15 protein-coding genes are annotated in these 19,242 nt (G+C 69.7%); 14 read left to right on the top strand and 1 reads right to left on the bottom strand.

Annotation, left to right across the window (positions count from 1 at the left end):
- The first annotated feature begins 181 nt into the window (after positions 1–181).
- From folP to NW895_RS17105, 4 genes are all read left to right on the top strand, one after another.
- A complete protein-coding gene (gene folP / locus NW895_RS17120) occupies positions 182–1,012 on the top strand; it encodes a dihydropteroate synthase (protein WP_289936526.1) in 831 nt (276 codons plus the stop codon).
- Positions 1,013–1,181: 169 nt separating this feature from the next.
- Positions 1,182–1,544 carry a bifunctional 3-phenylpropionate/cinnamic acid dioxygenase ferredoxin subunit gene (locus NW895_RS17115; protein WP_289936418.1) on the top strand — a complete coding sequence of 121 codons (363 nt, stop codon included), beginning with the start codon at positions 1,182–1,184 and terminating at the stop codon, positions 1,542–1,544.
- Positions 1,541–2,704, top strand: coding sequence for an FAD-dependent oxidoreductase (locus tag NW895_RS17110; protein WP_289936417.1), 1,164 nt, complete (start codon positions 1,541–1,543; stop codon positions 2,702–2,704). Before NW895_RS17115 ends, NW895_RS17110 begins: the two co-directional genes overlap by 4 nt.
- A 132-nt stretch (positions 2,705–2,836) precedes the next feature.
- On the top strand, positions 2,837–3,973 hold the full coding sequence (locus NW895_RS17105; RefSeq protein WP_289936416.1) for an aromatic ring-hydroxylating dioxygenase subunit alpha: 1,137 nt from the start codon (positions 2,837–2,839) through the stop codon (positions 3,971–3,973).
- Here NW895_RS17105 and NW895_RS17100 read toward each other — a convergent pair.
- The gene (locus NW895_RS17100; RefSeq protein ID WP_289936524.1) at positions 3,945–4,691 is read right to left on the bottom strand and encodes an IclR family transcriptional regulator; all 747 of its coding nucleotides are present in this window, start codon (positions 4,689–4,691) and stop codon (positions 3,945–3,947) included. The genes NW895_RS17105 and NW895_RS17100 overlap by 29 nt on opposite strands.
- A 208-nt stretch (positions 4,692–4,899) precedes the next feature.
- Here NW895_RS17100 and betA point away from each other — a divergent pair, with 208 nt between their 5' ends.
- The 10 genes from betA to NW895_RS17050 all read left to right on the top strand — a co-directional run bounded on the left by betA (position 4,900) and on the right by NW895_RS17050 (position 19,228).
- Positions 4,900–6,570, top strand: coding sequence for a choline dehydrogenase (gene betA / locus NW895_RS17095; RefSeq protein ID WP_289936415.1), 1,671 nt, complete (start codon positions 4,900–4,902; stop codon positions 6,568–6,570).
- Entirely contained in the window at positions 6,571–7,407 is an 837-nt protein-coding gene (locus NW895_RS17090; RefSeq protein WP_289936414.1) for a methylenetetrahydrofolate reductase, read from the top strand.
- Between the two features lie 195 nt (positions 7,408–7,602).
- Positions 7,603–9,072, top strand: coding sequence for an aldehyde dehydrogenase family protein (locus NW895_RS17085; RefSeq protein ID WP_289936413.1), 1,470 nt, complete (start codon positions 7,603–7,605; stop codon positions 9,070–9,072).
- Between the two features lie 20 nt (positions 9,073–9,092).
- On the top strand, positions 9,093–10,181 hold the full coding sequence (locus NW895_RS17080) for a glycine betaine/L-proline ABC transporter ATP-binding protein (RefSeq protein WP_289936412.1): 1,089 nt from the start codon (positions 9,093–9,095) through the stop codon (positions 10,179–10,181).
- Positions 10,181–12,193 carry an ABC transporter permease subunit gene (locus NW895_RS17075; protein WP_289936411.1) on the top strand — a complete coding sequence of 671 codons (2,013 nt, stop codon included), beginning with the start codon at positions 10,181–10,183 and terminating at the stop codon, positions 12,191–12,193. Before NW895_RS17080 ends, NW895_RS17075 begins: the two co-directional genes overlap by 1 nt.
- 13 nt (positions 12,194–12,206) lie before the next feature.
- Positions 12,207–13,169 (top strand): ABC transporter substrate-binding protein, encoded by a 963-nt coding sequence (locus NW895_RS17070; RefSeq protein WP_289936410.1) that lies wholly within the window; start codon positions 12,207–12,209, stop codon positions 13,167–13,169.
- Between the two features lie 225 nt (positions 13,170–13,394).
- Positions 13,395–15,833 carry an FAD-dependent oxidoreductase gene (locus NW895_RS17065; protein ID WP_289936409.1) on the top strand — a complete coding sequence of 813 codons (2,439 nt, stop codon included), beginning with the start codon at positions 13,395–13,397 and terminating at the stop codon, positions 15,831–15,833.
- 22 nt (positions 15,834–15,855) lie between these two features.
- Positions 15,856–16,719: a bifunctional methylenetetrahydrofolate dehydrogenase/methenyltetrahydrofolate cyclohydrolase gene (locus NW895_RS17060; RefSeq protein WP_289936408.1), complete on the top strand. Its 864-nt coding sequence runs from the start codon at positions 15,856–15,858 to the stop codon at positions 16,717–16,719.
- Entirely contained in the window at positions 16,716–17,999 is a 1,284-nt protein-coding gene (gene glyA, locus NW895_RS17055; RefSeq protein WP_289936407.1) for a serine hydroxymethyltransferase, read from the top strand. The genes NW895_RS17060 and glyA overlap by 4 nt, the downstream gene beginning before the upstream one ends.
- Entirely contained in the window at positions 17,996–19,228 is a 1,233-nt protein-coding gene (locus NW895_RS17050) for a sarcosine oxidase subunit beta family protein (RefSeq protein ID WP_289936406.1), read from the top strand. Before glyA ends, NW895_RS17050 begins: the two co-directional genes overlap by 4 nt.
- Positions 19,229–19,242: the final 14 nt, after the last annotated feature.

Raw genomic sequence — 19,242 nt, 5'->3', positions numbered from 1 at the left:
TCCCCAGACTCGTTGCACACATCGCATGATGTTTCCTCATGTGCAACGAGGTCCCCATGGTGATTCCCGCGTGCCCCCTCGCCGATCCACCCCGCACCGCATGAGCACCGCCGCCCGGCCGGACCAGGCCGCTCCCGCGCTGTACCCGCGAGGGCTTCCCCGTCCCGGCCGGACCCTGGTGATGGGCATCGTGAACGTCACACCCGACTCGTTCTCCGACGGCGGGCGGTGGTTCGACCCGGAGCGGGCCGTCGCGCACGGCCTCGCGCTGCTCGACGAGGGCGCCGACATCCTGGACGTGGGTGGCGAGTCCACCCGCCCCGGCGCCGCACGCCCACCCGTCGAGGAGGAGGTGCGGCGCGTCCTGCCGGTCATTCGCGAACTCGCGGCCGCGGGCGCGCCCGTCAGTGTCGACACCATGCGCGCCGAGGTCGCCGCCCGCGCCATCGAAGCCGGTGCCGCGCTGGTCAACGACGTCTCGGGCGGACTCGCCGATCCCGCGATGCTGCCGCTGATGGCGCAGGCCGGCACGCCCTACGTGGTCATGCACTGGCGCGGCCACTCCGCGGGCATGCAGGCGAACGCTGTCTACGACGACGTCGTCACCGATGTGGTCGACGAGTTGCGGCTGAGGGTGGAAGCGGCTCTGCACGCCGGCGTCCCGCCGGACTGCCTCGTCGTCGACCCGGGGCTGGGCTTCGCCAAGCAGGCCGACCACAACTGGCGGTTGCTCGGCCGCCTCCGGGAGATCGCCGCACTCGGCAGACCTGTCCTCGTGGGCGCGGCGCGGAAGTCCTTTCTGGGCCAGCTGCTGGCGGATCCGGCGACGGGCCGGCCCCGCCCGCCGGACCTGCGGGACGCGGCCACTTCCGCGGTGTCGGTCCTGGCCGCCGCGCAGGGCGCCTGGTGCGTGCGCGTGCACGACGTCGCCTCGACGGCCGACGCGGTGCGCGTGACCGCCCGCTGGGGTCTGGAGGCCACGGCCTCGGCACTGCCGACCCCTTTGTTCTGAGAGGTGCCGACTCCCTGACCTGCGTTTCGTACCACGCAGAGCGTTGCGTAAAAAGCAACACAAAGGAAGGGGTTACACGTCCCGTGAACGCCTTGACAAGGGTTTGTGGCCGACCGCAAACTGGCGTTGCGTTAACCGCAATCCGTTTCGCTATACGCACCGAGGTGTCATGATGATTCCCGCGTGCCGTCTCGTGGATCTGCCCCGAGGCGAGGCCCTCCGGCTCGACATCGACCCGCCGGTCTCGGTGTTCCACACCGATGACGGCGAGCTCTACGCCATCGACGACACCTGCACCCACCAGGACGCCTCGCTCGCCGACGGCTGGCTGGAGGGCTGTGAGGTGGAATGCCCCCTGCACGCCTCGAAGTTCGACCTCAAGACCGGAGCCGTCGACGCCCCGCCGGCCAAGCTCCCGGTGCGTACGCACGAGGTCTTCGTCGAGGACGGCATGATCTACGTCCGGCTGTCCACGGAAGCCCCCAACCTGCCGCCCTGCATCGCGGCGCGGCTCGCCGGGGGCGTCGCGTGAGGACGGTGGCCGTGGTGGGCGCGTCGCTGGCCGGTCTGTCAGCGGCGCGCTCCCTGCGGAAGCAGGGGTACGACGGGCGGCTGGTCGTCATCGGCGACGAGCTCCACCGCCCGTACGACAGGCCGCCACTGTCCAAGGAGTTCCTGGCCGGCGGCATCGGCGAAGCCGATCTCGCGCTGGAGCCGGACGACGAGGACCTGCAGGCCGAGTGGCTGCTCGGAGCCCGCGCCGCCGGACTCGGCACCGAGCCCCGCGCCGTGCGGCTCACCGACGGCCGGGAGGTGCGGGCCGACGGAATCGTCATCGCCACCGGCGCGGCCGCGCGGACCCTGCCGGGCACGGACGGCCTCGCCGGTGTGCACACCCTGCGCACGCTGGACGACGCCCGCGCCCTGCGGGACGAACTGGTCGTGGGCGGAAGGCTGGTCGTGATCGGCGGCGGGTTCATCGGTGCCGAAGTCGCCTCCACCGCCCGAGCTCTCGGACTCGACGTGACGGTCGTCGAGGCGGCGCCCACGCCGCTGGCCGGACCGCTCGGCGAGACCATGGGCGCCATCGTCTCCGCCCTCCACGCGGACCACGGCGTACGACTGTTGTGCGGCGTGGGCGTCAAGGGGCTGAGCGGCGAGAACAGGGTCGACGCCGTCCTGCTGGAGGACGGCCGTACCATTCCCGCCGACATCGTCGTCGTGGGTGTCGGCGCCCGCCCCTGCGTCGAGTGGCTGGAGGGATCCGGCGTCGACCTCGCCGACGGCGTCAAGTGCGGCGCGGACGGTCGCACCAGCCTGGCCGGGGTGGTCGCGGTCGGCGACTGCGCCTCCTGGTACGACCCCCGCGTGGGCACCCACCGTCGCGTCGAGCACTGGACCGGTGCACGCGAGCGCCCCGACGCGGCCGTGGCCGCGCTGCTGTCCTGGGGCGCGACGGAACCGGGCATACCCCGGCCCCCGTACTTCTGGTCGGACCAGTACGGCGTGAAGATCCAGTTCGCCGGTCACGCGGCCCGCGCCGACAGTGTGACGATCGAGGAAGGCAGCCCGGACGACCGTAACGTCCTGGCCGTCTACCGGCGTGCCGGACATCCGGTCGGTGTGCTCGGGATGAACCAGCCACGGCTCTTCATGCGTTGGCGCAAGCAGCTCGCAGCCACGGCGTCCTGACGGCGCCGACCCGGCAAGAAACCCTGCCGCTGTCGCGTACGGCCTGCGGCGCCCTTTTTATCCAACGACGTCCGGTGTCGCTCTTCCCGGCGCGTGCATGACCGATCCACGACGTTCTCCGAGGAGTGCACTGTGACCTCGACCGGCCTGCCCGACAGCCTGATCGCCACCCTCCCCGGCTCCTCCTACACGGATCCGCAGATCTTCGCCCAGGAGCAGGAGCACATCTTCGAAGCGATGTGGTTCTGTGCCGTGCGCTCCGCCGACCTCGTCGGACCCGGTGCCTTCCGGACCGTCGAGGTGGGCCGCGAGAGCATCCTGATCACACGCGCACGGGACAACTCCATACGCGCCTTCTTCAATGTCTGCCGGCATCGCGGTGCCAAGCTCTGCACAGAGGAGACCGGCGAGGTCAGACGTGCCTTCCAGTGCCCCTACCACGCCTGGACGTACGACCTGACGGGCAAACTCGTCGCAGCGCCCAACCTCACGAAAATGCCCGACGTCAGCCGCACCGAATACGGCCTGGCAGCCGTGGCTACGCATGAATGGCTCGGCTACGTGTGGGTGTGCCTCGCCGAGAACCCGCCTCCCTTCGACGAGGTCGTACAGGACGTGGTGACACGTCTCGGCGACGTCGAGTCGATCGAGCACTACGGCATCGAGAACCTTGAAGTCGGCAAGCGGATCGTCTACGACGTCAAGGCGAACTGGAAGCTCATCGTCGAGAACTTCATGGAGTGCTACCACTGCGCGACGATCCACCCCGAACTCACCGAGGTGCTCCCGGAGTTCGCCGACGGGTACGCCGCTCAGTACTACGTGGGCCACGGGGCGGAGTTCGGCGCCGACGTCAAGGGCTTCACCGTCGACGGCTCCGAGGGTCTGGACCGCATACCGGGGGTCACCGAGGAGCAGGACCGCCGCTACTACGCGATCACCGTCCGGCCGCAGGTGTTCATCAACCTCGTGCCCGACCATGTGATCTTCCACCGGATGTACCCGGTCGCCGCGGACCGCACGATCGTCGAGTGCGACTGGCTCTACCTGAGGCACGTCGTCGAAAGCGGCAAGGACGTCAGCCGGTCGGTGGAGCTCTTCGACCGCGTCAACCGGCAGGACTTCGACGCGTGCGAGCGCTGCCAGCCCACGATGAGCTCCCGGCTGTACGCCAAGGGCGGCGTCCTGGTACCCAGCGAGCATCACATCGGCGAGTTCCACGCCTTCGTCCAGGAGCGTCTCAACCCAGGTAGCCCATGCGGTGGCTGACCTCGTCCGCGCCCTTGACCAGTACCGGGGCGAGTTCGTGCATGCGCTCCTCGGTGAACCGGTACGCGGGTCCGGAGGCGCTGATGGCCGCGATGACCTCTCCGTCCCGGTTGCGGACCGGTGCGGCCATGGCGTGCAGCCCCACCTCCAGCTCCTCCAGGGTCCAGGCGTAGCCACGCTCCAGAGCCTCGGCGAGATTCTTCTCCAGCTTCGTTTTCGCCGTCATGGTGCGGGGGGTGATCTTCTTCAGGCCGGCCTCGGACAGCAGCGCGGCGCGCTCCTTGGCGGGCATGTGGGCCAGCAGGATCTTGCCGCTGGACGTGGCGTGCAACGGGGTCAGCTGGCCGACCCAGTTGTACGCGGTGACGGCACCCGGGCCGCGCACCTGGTAGAGGTTGATCGCGTAGTGCTCCTGCATCACGGCGAGATTCACCGTCTCGCCGATCTCGTCGGCGAGGCGCTCGCAGACGGGGCGGCTCTGCTGGGTGATGTCGATGCGTCCAGTGACCGCGCCGGCGAGGCGTACGATGCCGAAGCCGAGGCGGTACTTGCCGCGCTCACCCGCCTGCTCCACGAGGCCGCGCGCTTCCAGGGCGCCGAGCAGCCGGAACGCGGTGGACTTGTGGACATCGATCTCGCCGGCCACCTCGCTGACGCCGGCCTCGCCTCGCTGGGCCAGGATCTCCAGCACGGTGATGGCGCGATCGACGGACTGCACTCCACCGGCCGGCGAACCTGTCGTTTCGGTATCTGGATGGTAGTTGCTCACAGCGAAACTATACGGGCGATAAACAACAACAGCAGCGACGCGGATCACGGGTTCGGTACAGACCAGCCGAAAGTTGCGCTGCTCGCAACCTGGTGCATATAGCGATACTGGTACTAGCATGCCGCGCGTATCTACGGCGCGAGCGAGACGAGGCACCATGGCTCCCCTGCAGTACGACTTCGTCATCGTCGGTGGTGGATCGGCCGGCAGCGCACTGGCCAACAGGCTCTCCACCGACCCGGGCAACCGCGTGCTGGTCCTGGAGGCGGGCAGGCCCGACTATCCCTGGGACGTCTTCATCCACATGCCCGCGGCCCTGACCTACCCGATCGGCAGCCGGTTCTACGACTGGAAGTACGAGTCGGAACCCGAACCCCACATGGGCGGCCGGCGCATCTATCACGCGCGGGGAAAGGTGCTGGGCGGTTCCAGCAGCATCAACGGCATGATCTTCCAGCGCGGCAACCCCATGGACTACGAGCGCTGGGCGGCCGAACCCGGCATGGAGACCTGGGACTACGCCCACTGCCTGCCGTACTTCCGGCGCATGGAGAACTGTCTCGCCGCCGATCCGGACGACGAGTTCCGCGGTCACGACGGCCCTCTCGTCCTGGAGCGCGGGCCGGCGGCCAACCCGCTCTTCTCGGCCTTTCTGGAGGCCGTACAGCAGGCGGGTTACCCCCGCACCGACGACGTCAACGGATATCAGCAGGAAGGGTTCGCCCCCTTCGACCGCAATGTCCACCGAGGGCGCCGTCTGTCCGCCTCCAAGGCGTACCTCAAGCCCGCGAGGAAGCGGCCCAACCTCACCGTCACCACCCGCGCGCTGGTCACCCGCGTCCTCTTCGAGGGCAAGCGCGCCGTCGGTGTCGAGTACCGGCGTGGCCGCGGCAGACCCCAGCAGGTACGTGCCCGCGAGGTCATCCTCTGCGGAGGTGCCATCAACTCCCCCCAGCTGCTCCAGCTCTCGGGCGTCGGCAACGCCGAGGAGCTGAGCGCGCTCGGCATCGACGTCGTGCACGATCTGCCGGGTGTCGGCGAGAACCTGCAGGACCACCTGGAGGTGTACATCCAGTACGCCTGCAAGCAGCCCGTCTCCATGCAGCCGTACCTGGCGAAATGGCGCGCTCCCTTCATCGGCCTGCAATGGCTCTTCCGCAAGGGCCCCGCCGCGACCAACCACTTCGAGGCGGGTGGCTTCGTCCGCGGCAACGAGGACGTGGACTATCCCAACCTGATGTTCCACTTCCTGCCCATCGCGGTCCGCTACGACGGCTCCGTGCCCGCCGGCGGGCACGGCTACCAGGTGCACGTCGGGCCCATGTACTCGGACGCCATCGGCTCGGTGAAGATCAAGAGCAAGGACCCGGCAGAGCACCCCGCGCTGCGCTTCAACTACCTGTCCACCGAACAGGACCGCCGAGAGTGGGTCGAGGCGATCCGGGTCGCCCGCAAGCTGCTCAACCAGCCCGCCCTGGCTCCGTACAACGGCGGGGAGATCTCGCCCGGACCCTCCGTCGAGACCGACGAGGAGATCCTCGCCTGGGTCGCCAAGGACGGCGAGACCGCGCTGCATCCCTCCTGCACCTGCAAGATGGGCACCGACGAGATGTCCGTCGTGGATCCCGCCAGCATGCGGGTGCACGGCGTGGAGGGGCTGCGTGTCGTCGACGCGTCGGTGATGCCGTACGTCACCAACGGCAACATCTACGCGCCCGTGATGATGATCGCGGAAAAGGCGGCGGACCTCATCCTCGGGAAGGAGCCGCTGCCCCCCTCCACGGCCGCGTACTACCGGTACCGCGACGCCCACAAGCAGGTCGGATAAGTGTCGGGCCCCCAAGACTTCCGCGCGCTGCTGGACAGCGTGCGTTACGAGGTGCTGCCCGCGAGGGCGACGGAGGACAAGGTCCTCGCCCATGTCCCGCGCGACGTCGTCGTCACCGTGACGGCGTCGCCGGTCAAGGGCCTGGAGCCGACGCTCGACCTCACAGGCCGGCTCGCCGCGCACGGCTACCGCGTCGCCCCGCACGTGCCCGCGCGGCTGCTGCGGGACGACGCGCACCTGAAGGACGTCATCGACCGGCTCCGCGGAGCGGGCGTCGATGACGTCTTCGTACCGGCAGGCGACGCCGATCCGCCGGCCGGGGCCTACGACGGGGCGCTGCCGGTGCTGCGCAGGCTGGGCGAACTGGGCAGCCCCTTAGCCCGCGTCGGCATCACCGGTTACCCCGAGAGTCACCCGCTCATCCACGACGACCTCACCATCCAGGCGATGTGGGACAAACAGGCGCATGCCACGTATATCGTCAGCAACCTCTGCTTCGACTCGCGTGTGCTGGGTGACTGGGTCGGCCGGATACGCCGTCGAGGCATCGCCCTGCCCGTCCATGTGGGTGTCGCGGGGCCGGTGCAGCGGGCGAAGCTGCTGTCCATGGCGACGAAGATCGGTGTGGGGGAGTCGACCCGCTTCCTGACCAGGCACCCGTCCTGGTTCCTGCGCTTCGCGGCCCCCGGCGGCTACGCGCCCGAGCGGCTGCTCGCCCGTGGCTCCGAGGCGCTCACCGCGCCGTCGGCGGGCGTGGCAGGTCTGCACCTGTTCACCTTCAACCAGATCGCCGAGACCGAGCGGTGGCGCCGTGAACTGCTGGACCGCCTGCCGTAACACGGAGTTTTCAGGCAGCCGCTTGGTCCGGAAACCAGGCGCATCCGGCCTGGGCTCAGCGTGTCCTCCCGGCCGTCAGCTTGGTGAAAACGTCATCGGTCAACCCCTTGACGTGGGATCCCTCCTTCTTCAGAGTGTTCCACCACAAGCAATGCGGTGCGTGATGCGCAACGATTCGCTCGAAGGGCTCCCGAGGTGGCAGACCTGTATGTGGACGGAACATGGCGGGATCCCGTCGCCGGAGGCTACCGGGACATCCGCTGTCCCGCCGACGGCACGCTCTCCGTGACCGTATCCGAAGGTACGCGTCCCGATGCCGAGGCGGCCATCGCCGCGGCCCGCCGTGCCTTCGATCAAGGGCCCTGGCCGCGCACTCCCGAGCGGGAGCGGGGAGCGCTCCTGATGCGCACCGCCGACATCGTCGAGCGCGACGCCGGGCAGTTCGCCCGCGCCGAATCGCTGGACACCGGCAAGCGGCTGGTGGAGAGCGAGTACGACATCGCCGACGTCGTCTCCTGCTTCCGCTACTACGGCGGGCTCGGCGGCACCAGCGCCGGCCGTGTGATCGACACCGGCCGCGACGACGCCGTCAGCCGCGTCGTGTACGAGCCGGTCGGTGTGTGCGGACTGATCACCCCCTGGAACTACCCGCTGCTCCAGGCGAGCTGGAAGGTCGCGCCCGCCCTCCTCGCGGGCAACACGATCGTCCTCAAGCCCAGCGAGCTCACCCCCTCCACCTCGATCCTGCTGATGAAGGCACTGGAAGAGGCCGGGATCCCGGCCGGCGCCGCCAATCTCGTCCTGGGGACCGGGCCCGAGGTGGGCGCTCCGCTCGCCGAGGACCCCGGCGTCGACATGGTCTCCTTCACCGGCGGCCTGGACACCGGCAGACGGATCATGGCCACCGCCGCCGCGACCGTGAAGAAGGTCGCGCTGGAACTCGGCGGCAAGAACCCCAACGTCGTCTTCGCCGACGCCGACTTCGAGGCGGCCGTGGACTTCGCGCTCACGGCCGTCTTTCTGCATTCAGGGCAGGTCTGCTCGGCCGGTGCCCGGCTGATCGTCGAGGACGCGCTGCACGACCGGTTCGTCGACGAGGTGGTCCGCCGCGCCCGGCAGATCCGCCTCGGCGGCCCCTTCGATCCGCAGGCCGAGACCGGCGCGCTGATCTCCGCGCAGCACCTGGAGAAGGTCGAGGCGTATGTCGCGGCCGGTCTCGCCGAAGGCGCCGTACTGCGCTGCGGCGGTGAACGCCCCCGTGACCCGGCCCTGGCGAACGGGCACTACTACCCGCCGACCGTTCTCGACGAGTGCCGGCAGGACATGCGCGTGGTGCACGAGGAGTCCTTCGGGCCCGTGCTCACCGTGGAACGCTTCGCCGACGAGGACGACGCCGTGCGCATCGCCAACGACACCGAGTACGGACTCGCCGGAGCCGTCTGGACGCAGGACGCCGGCAAGGCCCAGCGGGTCGCCCGGCGGCTGCGCCACGGCACGGTGTGGATCAACGACTACCACCCCTACGTACCGCAGGCGGAATGGGGCGGGTTCGGGCACTCCGGCGTGGGCCGGGAGCTGGGACCGACCGGCCTGGACGAGTACCGAGAGCCCAAGCACATCTGGCAGAACATCCAACCCCGGCCGCAGCACTGGTTCCGCGGCTGAACGCCGAAAAGAGGTCGAACATGACCCCAGCAACGACCGAGGTGCCGCATCGGCGCGGCACACCCCAGGACGCGGCCCCCACGCCGGTCATCTCCGTGCGCAAGCTGTGGAAGGTGTTCGGGCCGAAAGCCGACCAGGTACCGGACTCCGAGGAACTGTGCGGGCTCACCCGCCGTGAACTGATGGAGCGCACCGGCTGTACCGCCGCCGTGCGCGATGTGAACTTCGAGGTCGCGCCCGGCGAGGTCTTCGTCGTCATGGGCCTGTCCGGCTCCGGCAAGTCCACTCTGGTGCGCTGTCTGACCCGGCTCATCGAACCCACGGCCGGAGAGATCCTCTTCGAGGGGGAGGACATCCGCGACGCGGACGACAAGCGCCTGCGCGAACTGCGGCGCAACAAGTTCTCCATGGTCTTCCAGCACTTCGGGCTGCTGCCCCACCGCCGCGTCGTCGACAACGTGGCGTTCGGGCTGGAGATCCGCGGCATGGGCAGGGCCGAGCGCAGCAGACGGGCGCTGGAGGTGGTCGAACTCGTCGGCCTGTCCGGGTACGAGAACTCCTACCCCGACCAGCTCTCCGGCGGTATGCAGCAGCGCGTCGGTCTGGCCCGGGCCCTGGCCGGCGATCCCGATGTGCTCCTCTTCGACGAGCCGTTCTCGGCGCTCGACCCGCTGATCCGCCGTGACATGCAGAGCGAGGTCGTCCGCCTGCACCACGAGGTCGGCAAGACGATGGTGTTCATCACCCACGACCTCTCCGAGGCGTTGAAGCTGGGCGACCGCATCCTCATCATGCGCGACGGCAGGATGGTCCAGTGCGGCACCGGCGACGAACTGGTCGGGGCCCCCGCCGACGACTACGTACGCGACTTCGTCAAGGACGTCCCGCGCGGCGACGTGCTGACCCTGCGCTGGATCATGCGCCCGGCGGAGCCCGACGACCCCCTGGACGGGCCCGAGCTGGGCCCCGACGTCGTGGTGAAGGAAGCCACCCGGGCGGTACTCGCGGCGGACAAGCCGGTCAAGGTCGTCGAGGACGGCAAGCTGCTCGGCATCGTCGGCGACGAGGAGATCCTCGCGGTGGTCGCCGGGCAGGAAGGCGACATGTGATGACCGTCGCCGTGGAGAAACCGGAGAAACCGGAGAAAACCGAGACGGTGGAGCAGGCCGTCCCGCCCGTCGCGAGGGCGCGCGGGATCAGCCGCCGTATGATGCTGGCCGCGATCCTGGTCGTCTGGCTGGTGCTCTTCGCCGTGCTGCGCGGGAAGCAGACCCTGACGCTGGCGGCGGCGGACCTCACCGATCTGCACCGCTGGTTCAACGACGTCAACGACTCGATCGGGGCGAACCGCAACTCCAACCCGCTCTTCCTCTACTTCTTCAACGAGATCCGCCTGGTCATCGACACCCTGGTGACCTTCGTCCAGGAACTGATCTCGCAGCCGACTCCGGGCCGCCCGGTGCCGCAGATCGGCTGGCTCGGCGTCGTCGGCATCGCCGGCTATGTCTCCTGGGCCGTGGGCAACTGGCGGGTCGCGCTGCTGACGGTGGCGGGCTTCACCTTCCTGGGCCTTCAGGGCCTGTGGCAGGAGAGCATGGACACGCTGGCGCTGACCCTCTCAGCGGTCTTCGTGGCGCTGCTGTTCGCCATCCCCCTGGGGGTGTGGGCGGGGCTCTCGGACCGGTTCAACCGGGTCGTGACGCCGTTCCTCGACTTCATGCAGACGATGCCGACCTTCGTCTACCTGGCACCGCTGACCCTGTTCTTCCTCATCGGTCCCGCCTCCGCCACGATCGCCACCACCATCTACGCGGCACCACCGGCGATCCGCATCACTGCGCACGCGATCCGTTCGGTACCCGAGACCACCGTCGAAGCGGCGGACTCACTGGGCGCGACGCGGTGGCAGACGCTGCTGAAGGTCCTGCTGCCGATGTCCCGGCGGACCGTGGTGATGGGCGTCAACCAGACCATCATGGCCGCCCTGGCCATGGTGACCATCGCCGCCCTGATCAACGCGCCCGGCCTCGGAGCGACCGTCGTCCAGGCCCTGCAGTCACTGGATGTCGGCACGGCGTTCAACGCCGGTCTGGCCATCGTCGTCATGGCCATCGTGCTGGACCGGGTCACCACCGCGGCGAGCGGGCGGGCGGAGACGGCCCGGCGCTCGAAGAACCCCTTCCTCAAGTGGCGACGGCATCTGCTGATCGCCGGGGGAGTGGCGGCGGCGGTGCTGGTGTATCTGTCGCACACGTATGTATGGGCGGCGGAGTTCCCGGGCGAGGGCGGCACCGGCAGCACCATCTCCAAGGCGGCCGCCGACGTGACCACCTGGGCGCAGGACAACCTGTCGGGTCTCACGAACGCCTTCCGCGACGCCCTCACCAACGGCCTGCTCAACCCGTTCCAGACCCTGCTGACCGACTCCCCGTGGTGGCTCGTCGGCGCGGCGCTCGTCGCAGTCGGCACGGTGCTCGGCGGCTGGCGCGCCGGGGCCACCGCCGCCGTGTGCGTGGGGCTGCTCGTCGGTACGGGCGTGTGGTCGGACGGCATGACCACACTGGCGTCCACCGCCGTGGCGACGGTGCTGGTGATGCTGCTCGGCGTCGTCCTCGGGGTGTGGATGGGGCGCAGCGAGCTCGTGGACCGGCTGGTCAGGCCCACCCTGGACGCGGCTCAGGTCATGCCGCCGTTCGTCTATCTCGTGCCGTTCCTCGCGCTGTTCGGCGCGACACGGTTCACGGCCATCGTCGCCGCCGTCGTCTACGCGGCGCCGGTCGCCATCAAGATCATCGCCGACGGGGTGCGGGCCGTGCCCGAGACCACCGTCGAGGCGGCGACGTCCTCCGGGTGCAACACCTGGCAGCTCATCACCAAGGTGCAACTGCCGATGTCCCGCGGTGCCCTGACCCTCGCGACCAACCAGGGCCTGATCTACGTGCTGTCGATGGTTGTCGTGGGCGGCCTGGTGGGAGCGGGCGCCCTCGGCTACGACGTCGTGGCCGGGTTCTCGCAGGGCCAGTTGTACGGCAAGGGCCTGGCGGCCGGGCTCGCCATCGTCCTGCTCGGAGTCATGTTCGACCGAATCACTCAGGCAGCGGCTCGCCGCACCAGCGCATAGGGAGTACCACACCATGGCAAGACACTGGCGAGCCGGCGCGGCCGGCCTGGCCGTCCTCGGCCTCACCCTCACGGCCTGCGGCGGCGCGAAGGTCGGTGCCGACAGCGGCGGCGGCTCGGGCAGCTCGGACAAGTGCGGCACCTTCAACCTCGCGGTCAACCCGTGGGTCGGCTACGAGGCGAACGCGGCGGTCCTCGCGTACGTCGCCGAGCACGACCTCGGCTGCAAGGTCAACCAGAAGGACCTGAAGGAGGAGATCGCCTGGCAGGGCTTCGGGACGGGCGAGGTCGACGCCGTCGTCGAGAACTGGGGTCACGACGATCTGAAGAAGAAGTACATCACCCAGCAGAAGACGGCCGTCGAGGCCGGCCCGACCGGCAACAAGGGCATCATCGGCTGGTTCGTACCGCCGTGGCTGGCCAAGGCGCACCCGGACATCACCGACTGGAAGAACCTGAACAAGTACGCCTCCAAGTTCAAGACCTCGGAGTCGGGCGGCAAGGGCCAGCTCCTCGACGGCGACCCCTCGTACGTCACCAACGACGAGGCGCTGGTGAAGAACCTGAAGCTGGACTTCAAGGTGGTGTACGCGGGCAGCGAGACCGCGCTCATCCAGGCGTACCGGAACGCCGAGAAGAACAAGGAATGGGTGATCGGCTACTTCTACGAGCCGCAGTGGTTCCTGTCCGAGGTGCCGCTGGTGCACGTCAAGCTGCCCGAGTACAAGCAGGGCTGCGACGCCGACGCCGAGAAGGTCGCGTGCGACTACCCCGTGTACAACCTGGACAAGATCGTCAGCGCCAAGTTCGCCAAGTCGGGCAGCCCGGCCTATGACCTGGTGAAGAACTTCCACTGGACGAACGACGACCAGAACACCGTGGCCAAGTACATCGCGGTGGACAAGATGGCGCCCGAAGCGGCGGCGAAGAAGTGGGTCGAGGCCAACCGCGACAAGGTCGACGCCTGGATCAAGTAGGGCGTACGACGGCTTCCTGAACCCGCCGGAGAGGCCCGGCAGGCTGCGCTGTCAGCCTGCCGGGCCTCGTCGCGTCCGGGGCGGTTCTCCCGGTCGTCCTCGGGGGTTTTTCCGGCGTCACGGACCCCTTGACACGCCCCTCCCCGGCGGGCACATTGAGTTGCGCAACCTGAACCATGTTGCGCACACAGCAACTGGATCGCTTTCAACGTCGGAGGTGCGGCGATGGCGGGACCCCGGGTGGTCATCATCGGAGCGGGCGTCGTGGGAGCAGCGCTCGCCGACGAGATCTCCGCGCGAGGCTGGACCGAAGTGACCGTGGTCGACCAGGGCCCGCTGCCCGCCACCGGGGGATCGTCGTCGCACGCCCCGGGCCTGGTCTTCCAGACCAACCCCTCCAAGACCATGACCGAGATGGCCCGCTACACCGTCGAGAAGTTCTGCTCCCTCGACGTCGACGGACAGCCCTGCTTCCTGCAGGTCGGCGGCCTCGAAGTGGCGACCACCCCGGAGCGCGTCGCGGAACTCCACCGCCGCCACGGCTGGCTCACCTCCTGGGGCATCGAATCCCGGCTGCTGAGCACCGAAGAGTGCGTCGAGCAGCACCCGCTCGTGAATCCGGACAAGGTCCTCGCCGGCCTCCTGGTGCCGACGGACGGCCTCGCGAAGGCCGTCCTCGCCGTCGAGGCGCAGATCCGCCGGGCCACCGAGCGCGGCGTGCGCTTCCTCGCCCGCCACGAAGTCCTCGACGTGACTCAGGCCGACGGCGAGGTGACCGGCGTCCTCACCGACCAGGGCGAGCTCCCCGCCGACATCGTCGTGTGCTGCGCCGGCATCTGGGGCCCGAAGATCGCCCGCATGGCCGGCATGAACCTCCCGCTCACCCCGCTCGCCCACCAACTGGCCTGGACGGGGCCGGTACCGGCCCTGGCGGGCCAGACGCAGGAGGCGGTCCGCCCGATCCTGCGCCACCAGGACGCCGACCTCTACTACCGCGACCGCTTCGACGGCCTGGGCATCGGCTACTACGGACACCGCCCGATGCCGGTATCCGCCGACGACATCCTCTCCGTGGACGAGGCCGACGAGATGCCGTCCGTCCTGAAGTTCACCGAGGAGGACTTCGAGGACGCCTGGACCGAGACCCAGTCACTGCTCCCGGCCACCAAGGAGGCGAAGGTCGAGGAGGGCATCAACGGCCTGTTCTCCTTCACCACCGACGGCCTGCCCCTGCTCGGCGAATCCCCGGACGTCAAGGGGTTCTGGGTCGCCGAGGCCGTCTGGGTCACCCACTCCGCGGGCGTGGGGCGGGCCATGGCCGAGTGGCTGGTCGACGGCTACTGCTCCTCCTTCGACCTGCACGAGTGCGACGTCAACCGCTTCGAGCCGCACCAGCTCTCCCCGCAGTACGTACTGGCCCGCGACTGCCAGAACTTCGTCGAGGTCTACGACATCCTGCACCCCCTCCAGCCTTCCGGGGACCCGCGCCCGATCCGCACCAGCCCGTTCCACGCCCGCCAGCAGGAGCTGGGCGCCTTCTTCCTGGAGGCGAACGGCTGGGAGCGCCCCCAGTGGTACGAGGCCAACGCGGGCCTGGTCGAGGGCCGTTCCATCCCCACCCCCAACGACTGGGCCGCGCGCTACTGGTCGCCCGTCGTCGGCGCCGAGGCGCAGATCACCCGCGAGACCGTCGCGATGTACGACATGACGGCCCTCAAGCGGCTGGAGGTCAGCGGGCGCGGTGCCGCGGACTTCCTGGAGCGGCTGTGCACCGGCAAGGTCGCCAAGTCGGTCGGCTCGGTGACGTACACCCTCCTGCTCGACCACGACGGCGGCATCCGCAGCGACATCACCGTCGCCCGGCTGGCCCCCGGTCTCTTCCAGGTCGGCGCCAACGGCAACCTGGACCTCGACTGGTTCACCCGCCACCTCCCCGCCGACGGCACGGTGCAGGTCCGCGACATCACCCCCGGTACCTGCTGCATCGGCCTGTGGGGACCGCTCGCCCGTGACGTCCTGCAGCCGCTCACCGACGCCGACTTCTCGGCGACCGGCCTGAAGTACTTCCGCGCCAAGCGCGCCCACATCGGCTCCGTCCCCGTCACGGCCATGCGCCTGTCGTACGTCGGTGAGCTCGGCTGGGAGCTCTACACCACCGCGGACCTGGGCCAGAAGCTGTGGGACACCCTGTGGCGGGCGGCCAGGCCACTGGGCGGCATCGCGGCCGGCCGAGGCGCCTTCAACAGCCTCCGCCTGGAGAAGGGCTACCGCTCCTTCGGCACCGACATGACCTACGAACACGACCCCTACGAGGCCGGCGTCGGCTTCGCCGTCAAGCCCGACAAGGACGACTTCATCGGCAAGGCCGCGCTGGAGCGCCGCAAGGCCGACGTACGGCGCAAGCTGACCTGCCTCACGATCGACGACCCGCGGGCGGTCGTCATGGGCAAGGAGCCGGTGTACGACGGCGCCCGCGCGGTCGGCTACGTCACCAGCGCCGCCTACGGCTACACGATCGGCAAGGGCATCGCCTACGCCTGGCTGCCCACGGAACTCACCACCCCCGGCACCACCGTGCACATCGGCTACTTCGACCAGCGCGTCGAGGCGCAGGTCGCCGAGGAGCCCCTGTTCGACCCGACCATGTCCCGCCTCCGTGGCTGACCGCAGGGAAGGAACACCGCCGGTGACCACCGCACACCTGCTCGACGGCAAGGCCACTGCCGCCGCCATCCGCCGCGAACTCGCCGAGCGTGTGGCCAAGTCGACCGCGACCACGGGCCGCCCGCCGGGCCTGGGCACCGTCCTGGTCGGCGACGACCCGGGCAGCCACGCCTACGTCGTCGGCAAGCACCGCGACTGTGCCCAGGTGGGCATCGCCTCCATCCGCCGGGAGCTGCCCGCCGACGCCTCGCAGCAGCAGGTCGAGGAGACGATCGACGAACTCAACGCCGACCCCGCCTGCACCGGCTACATCGTCCAGCTCCCGCTGCCGCGGCACCTGGACGCCAACGCCGTCCTGGAACGCATGGACCCGGCCAAGGACGCCGACGGACTGCACCCCGTCAACCTCGGCCGGCTCGTCCTAGGCGTCGAGGCCCCGCTGCCGTGCACCCCACGCGGCATCGTCGAACTGCTCCGCCGCCACGACGTGCCGCTGGCCGGAGCGCGGGTGTGCGTGATCGGCCGGGGCATCACCGTCGGACGCCCCATCGGGCTCCTGCTCACCCGCAGATCCGAGAACGCCACCGTCACCCTCTGCCACACCGGAACCAAGGGCCTGGCCTGGCACACGCGCGAGGCGGACATCGTCGTCGCGGCCGCCGGCTCGCCCGGACTGATCACCAAGGACATGCTGCGCCCCGGCGCGGCCGTCCTGGACGTCGGCATCACCCGCACCGACCAGGGCCTGGTCGGCGACATCCACCCGGACGCCGCCCAGGTCGCCGGATGGCTCGCGCCGATGCCCGGGGGCGTGGGCCCCATGACCCGAGCCATGCTGCTCGCCAACGTCGTCGAGGCCGCCGAGAGGAACGCGAACGCCGTATGAACGCGCTGAACACCCCCCTGGCGGAGCTGGACCCCGAGGTCCACGCCGCGCTCCGCGCCGAGCTGCACCGCCAGCAGTCCACCCTGGAGATGATCGCCTCCGAGAACTTCGCGCCCTGTGCCGTGATGGAGGCCCAGGGCTCGGTCGCGACCAACAAGTACGCCGAGGGGTACCCGGGCCGCCGCTACTACGGCGGCTGCGAGCACGTCGACGTCACCGAGCGGCTGGCCATCGAGCGGATCAAGGCCCTCTTCGGCGCCGGGTTCGCCAACGTGCAGCCGCACTCGGGAGCCCAGGCCAACACCGCCGTCTTCTTCGCCCTGCTCCAGCCAGGCGACACGATCCTCGGCCTCGACCTCGCGCACGGCGGGCACCTCACGCACGGCATGCGCATCAACTACAGCGGCAAGATGCTGAACGTCGTGCCGTACCACGTGTCCGAGACGGACAACCTCGTCGACATGGACGAGGTCGAGCGGCTCGCCAAGGAACACCGCCCCAAGATGATCATCGCGGGCTGGTCGGCGTACCCGAGGCAGCTGGACTTCGCGGCCTTCCGCAGAATCGCCGACGAGGTGGGCGCCCTGCTGATGGTGGACATGGCGCACTTCGCCGGCCTGGTGGCGGCGGGACTGCACCCCAACCCCGTACCGCACGCCCACGTCACGACCACGACGACGCACAAGACGCTCGGCGGTCCGCGCGGCGGAGTCGTCCTCACCAACGACGCCGACCTCGCCAAGAAGATCAACTCGGCGGTGTTCCCCGGTATGCAGGGCGGCCCGCTGGAGCACGTCATCGCCGCGAAGGCCGTGTCGTTCAAGGTCGCGGCGTCACCGGAGTTCGCCGAACGCCAGGCCCGCACGCTCGCGGGTGCCCGCATCCTGGCCGAACGCCTCACCCAGCCGGACGCGGCGGCCGCCGGAGTGAAGGTGCTGACCGGCGGCACGGACGTCCACCTCGTCCTCGTCGACCTGCGCGACTCGGAGCTGGACGGCCGCCAGGCCGAGGACCTGCTCCACGAGATCGGGATCACCGTCAACCGCAACGCCGTGCCGTTCGACCCGCGCCCGCCCATGGTCACCTCGGGCCTGCGCGTCGGCACCCCGGCACTGGCCACCCGCGGCTTCACCGAGCAGGACTTCGCCGAGGTGGCGGACGTGATCGCCCTCGCACTCCAGCCGGAGCCGGACGTGGCCGCCCTGCGCGCCCGCACGGAGGCACTGGCCGCCAAGCACCCGCTCTACCCCCACCTGTCCGACAACGGAGACGCCCGATGAGCCCCCGCACCCCCGGCGCCGAGCTCCCCGAACACCCCGACTGGCTGTGGCGCACCCCCGAGCCGAAGCGCTCGTACGACGTCGTCATCGTCGGCGGCGGCGGTCACGGCCTGGCCACCGCCCACTACCTGGCGAAGAACCACGGCATCACCAACGTCGCCGTGCTGGAGAAGGGCTGGCTGGCGGGCGGCAACATGGCCCGCAACACCACGATCATCCGCTCCAACTACCTCTGGGACGAGAGCGCCGGCATCTACGAGCACGCGCTCAAGCTGTGGGAGGGCCTGGCGGAGGAGCTCGACTACCCGATCCTCTTCTCCCAGCGCGGCGTACTGAACCTCGCCCACAGCCTCCAGGACGTCCGCGACAGCGTGCGCCGAGTCGAGGCGAACCGCCTCAACGGCGTGGACGCCGAGTGGCTCGACGCCGACGGCGTCAAGGACGTCTGCCCGATCGTCAACATCTCCCCGGACGTGCGCTATCCGGTCCTGGGCGCCACCTACCAGCCGCGCGCCGGGATCGCCAAGCACGACCACGTGGCGTGGGGCCTGGCCCGCTCCGCCGACGCCGCCGGGATCGACATCATCCAGAACTGCGAGGTCACCGGCCTCGACGTGGTCGGCAACCGGGTGGTCGGCGTCCAGACCACCCGGGGCCCGATCGCGGCGGGCAAGGTGGCCCTGTGCTCGGCGGGCCACACCTCGGTGCTGGCGGCGATGGCGGGCATCGAACTGCCCCTCCAGAGCCACCCGTTGCAGGCGCTGGTGTCGGAGTTGCTGGAGCCGGTGCACCCGACGGTCGTCATGTCCAACGCGGTGCACGTGTATGTCAGCCAGGCGCACAAGGGCGAGCTGGTCATGGGCGCGGGCATCGACTCGTACAACTCCTACACCCAGCGCGGCGCCTTCCACATCATCGAAGAGCAGATGTCCGCGGCCCTGGAACTCTTCCCGGTCTTCGCCCGGGCCCATGTGCTGCGCACCTGGGGCGGCATCGTCGACGTCAGCCCCGACGCCTCGCCGATCATCGGCCTCACCCCGGTGGACAACCTGTACCTCAACTGCGGATGGGGCACCGGCGGTTTCAAGGCGACTCCGGGGGTCGGCTGGGTCTACGCCCACACCATCGCCCATGACGTCCCCCACCCGCTCAACGCCCCCTTCTCGCTCGACCGTTTCACCACCGGCGCGCTCGTCGACGAGCACGGCGCGGCCGCGGTGGCCCACTAGGACCACTAGGGAGC

This window comes from Streptomyces sp. S.PNR 29 (assembly GCF_030386795.1).
Lineage (GTDB): Bacteria > Actinomycetota > Actinomycetes > Streptomycetales > Streptomycetaceae > Streptomyces.
Note: the sequence above shows the minus strand (reverse complement) of the source record. Positions and strands in the feature narration are given on the sequence as shown.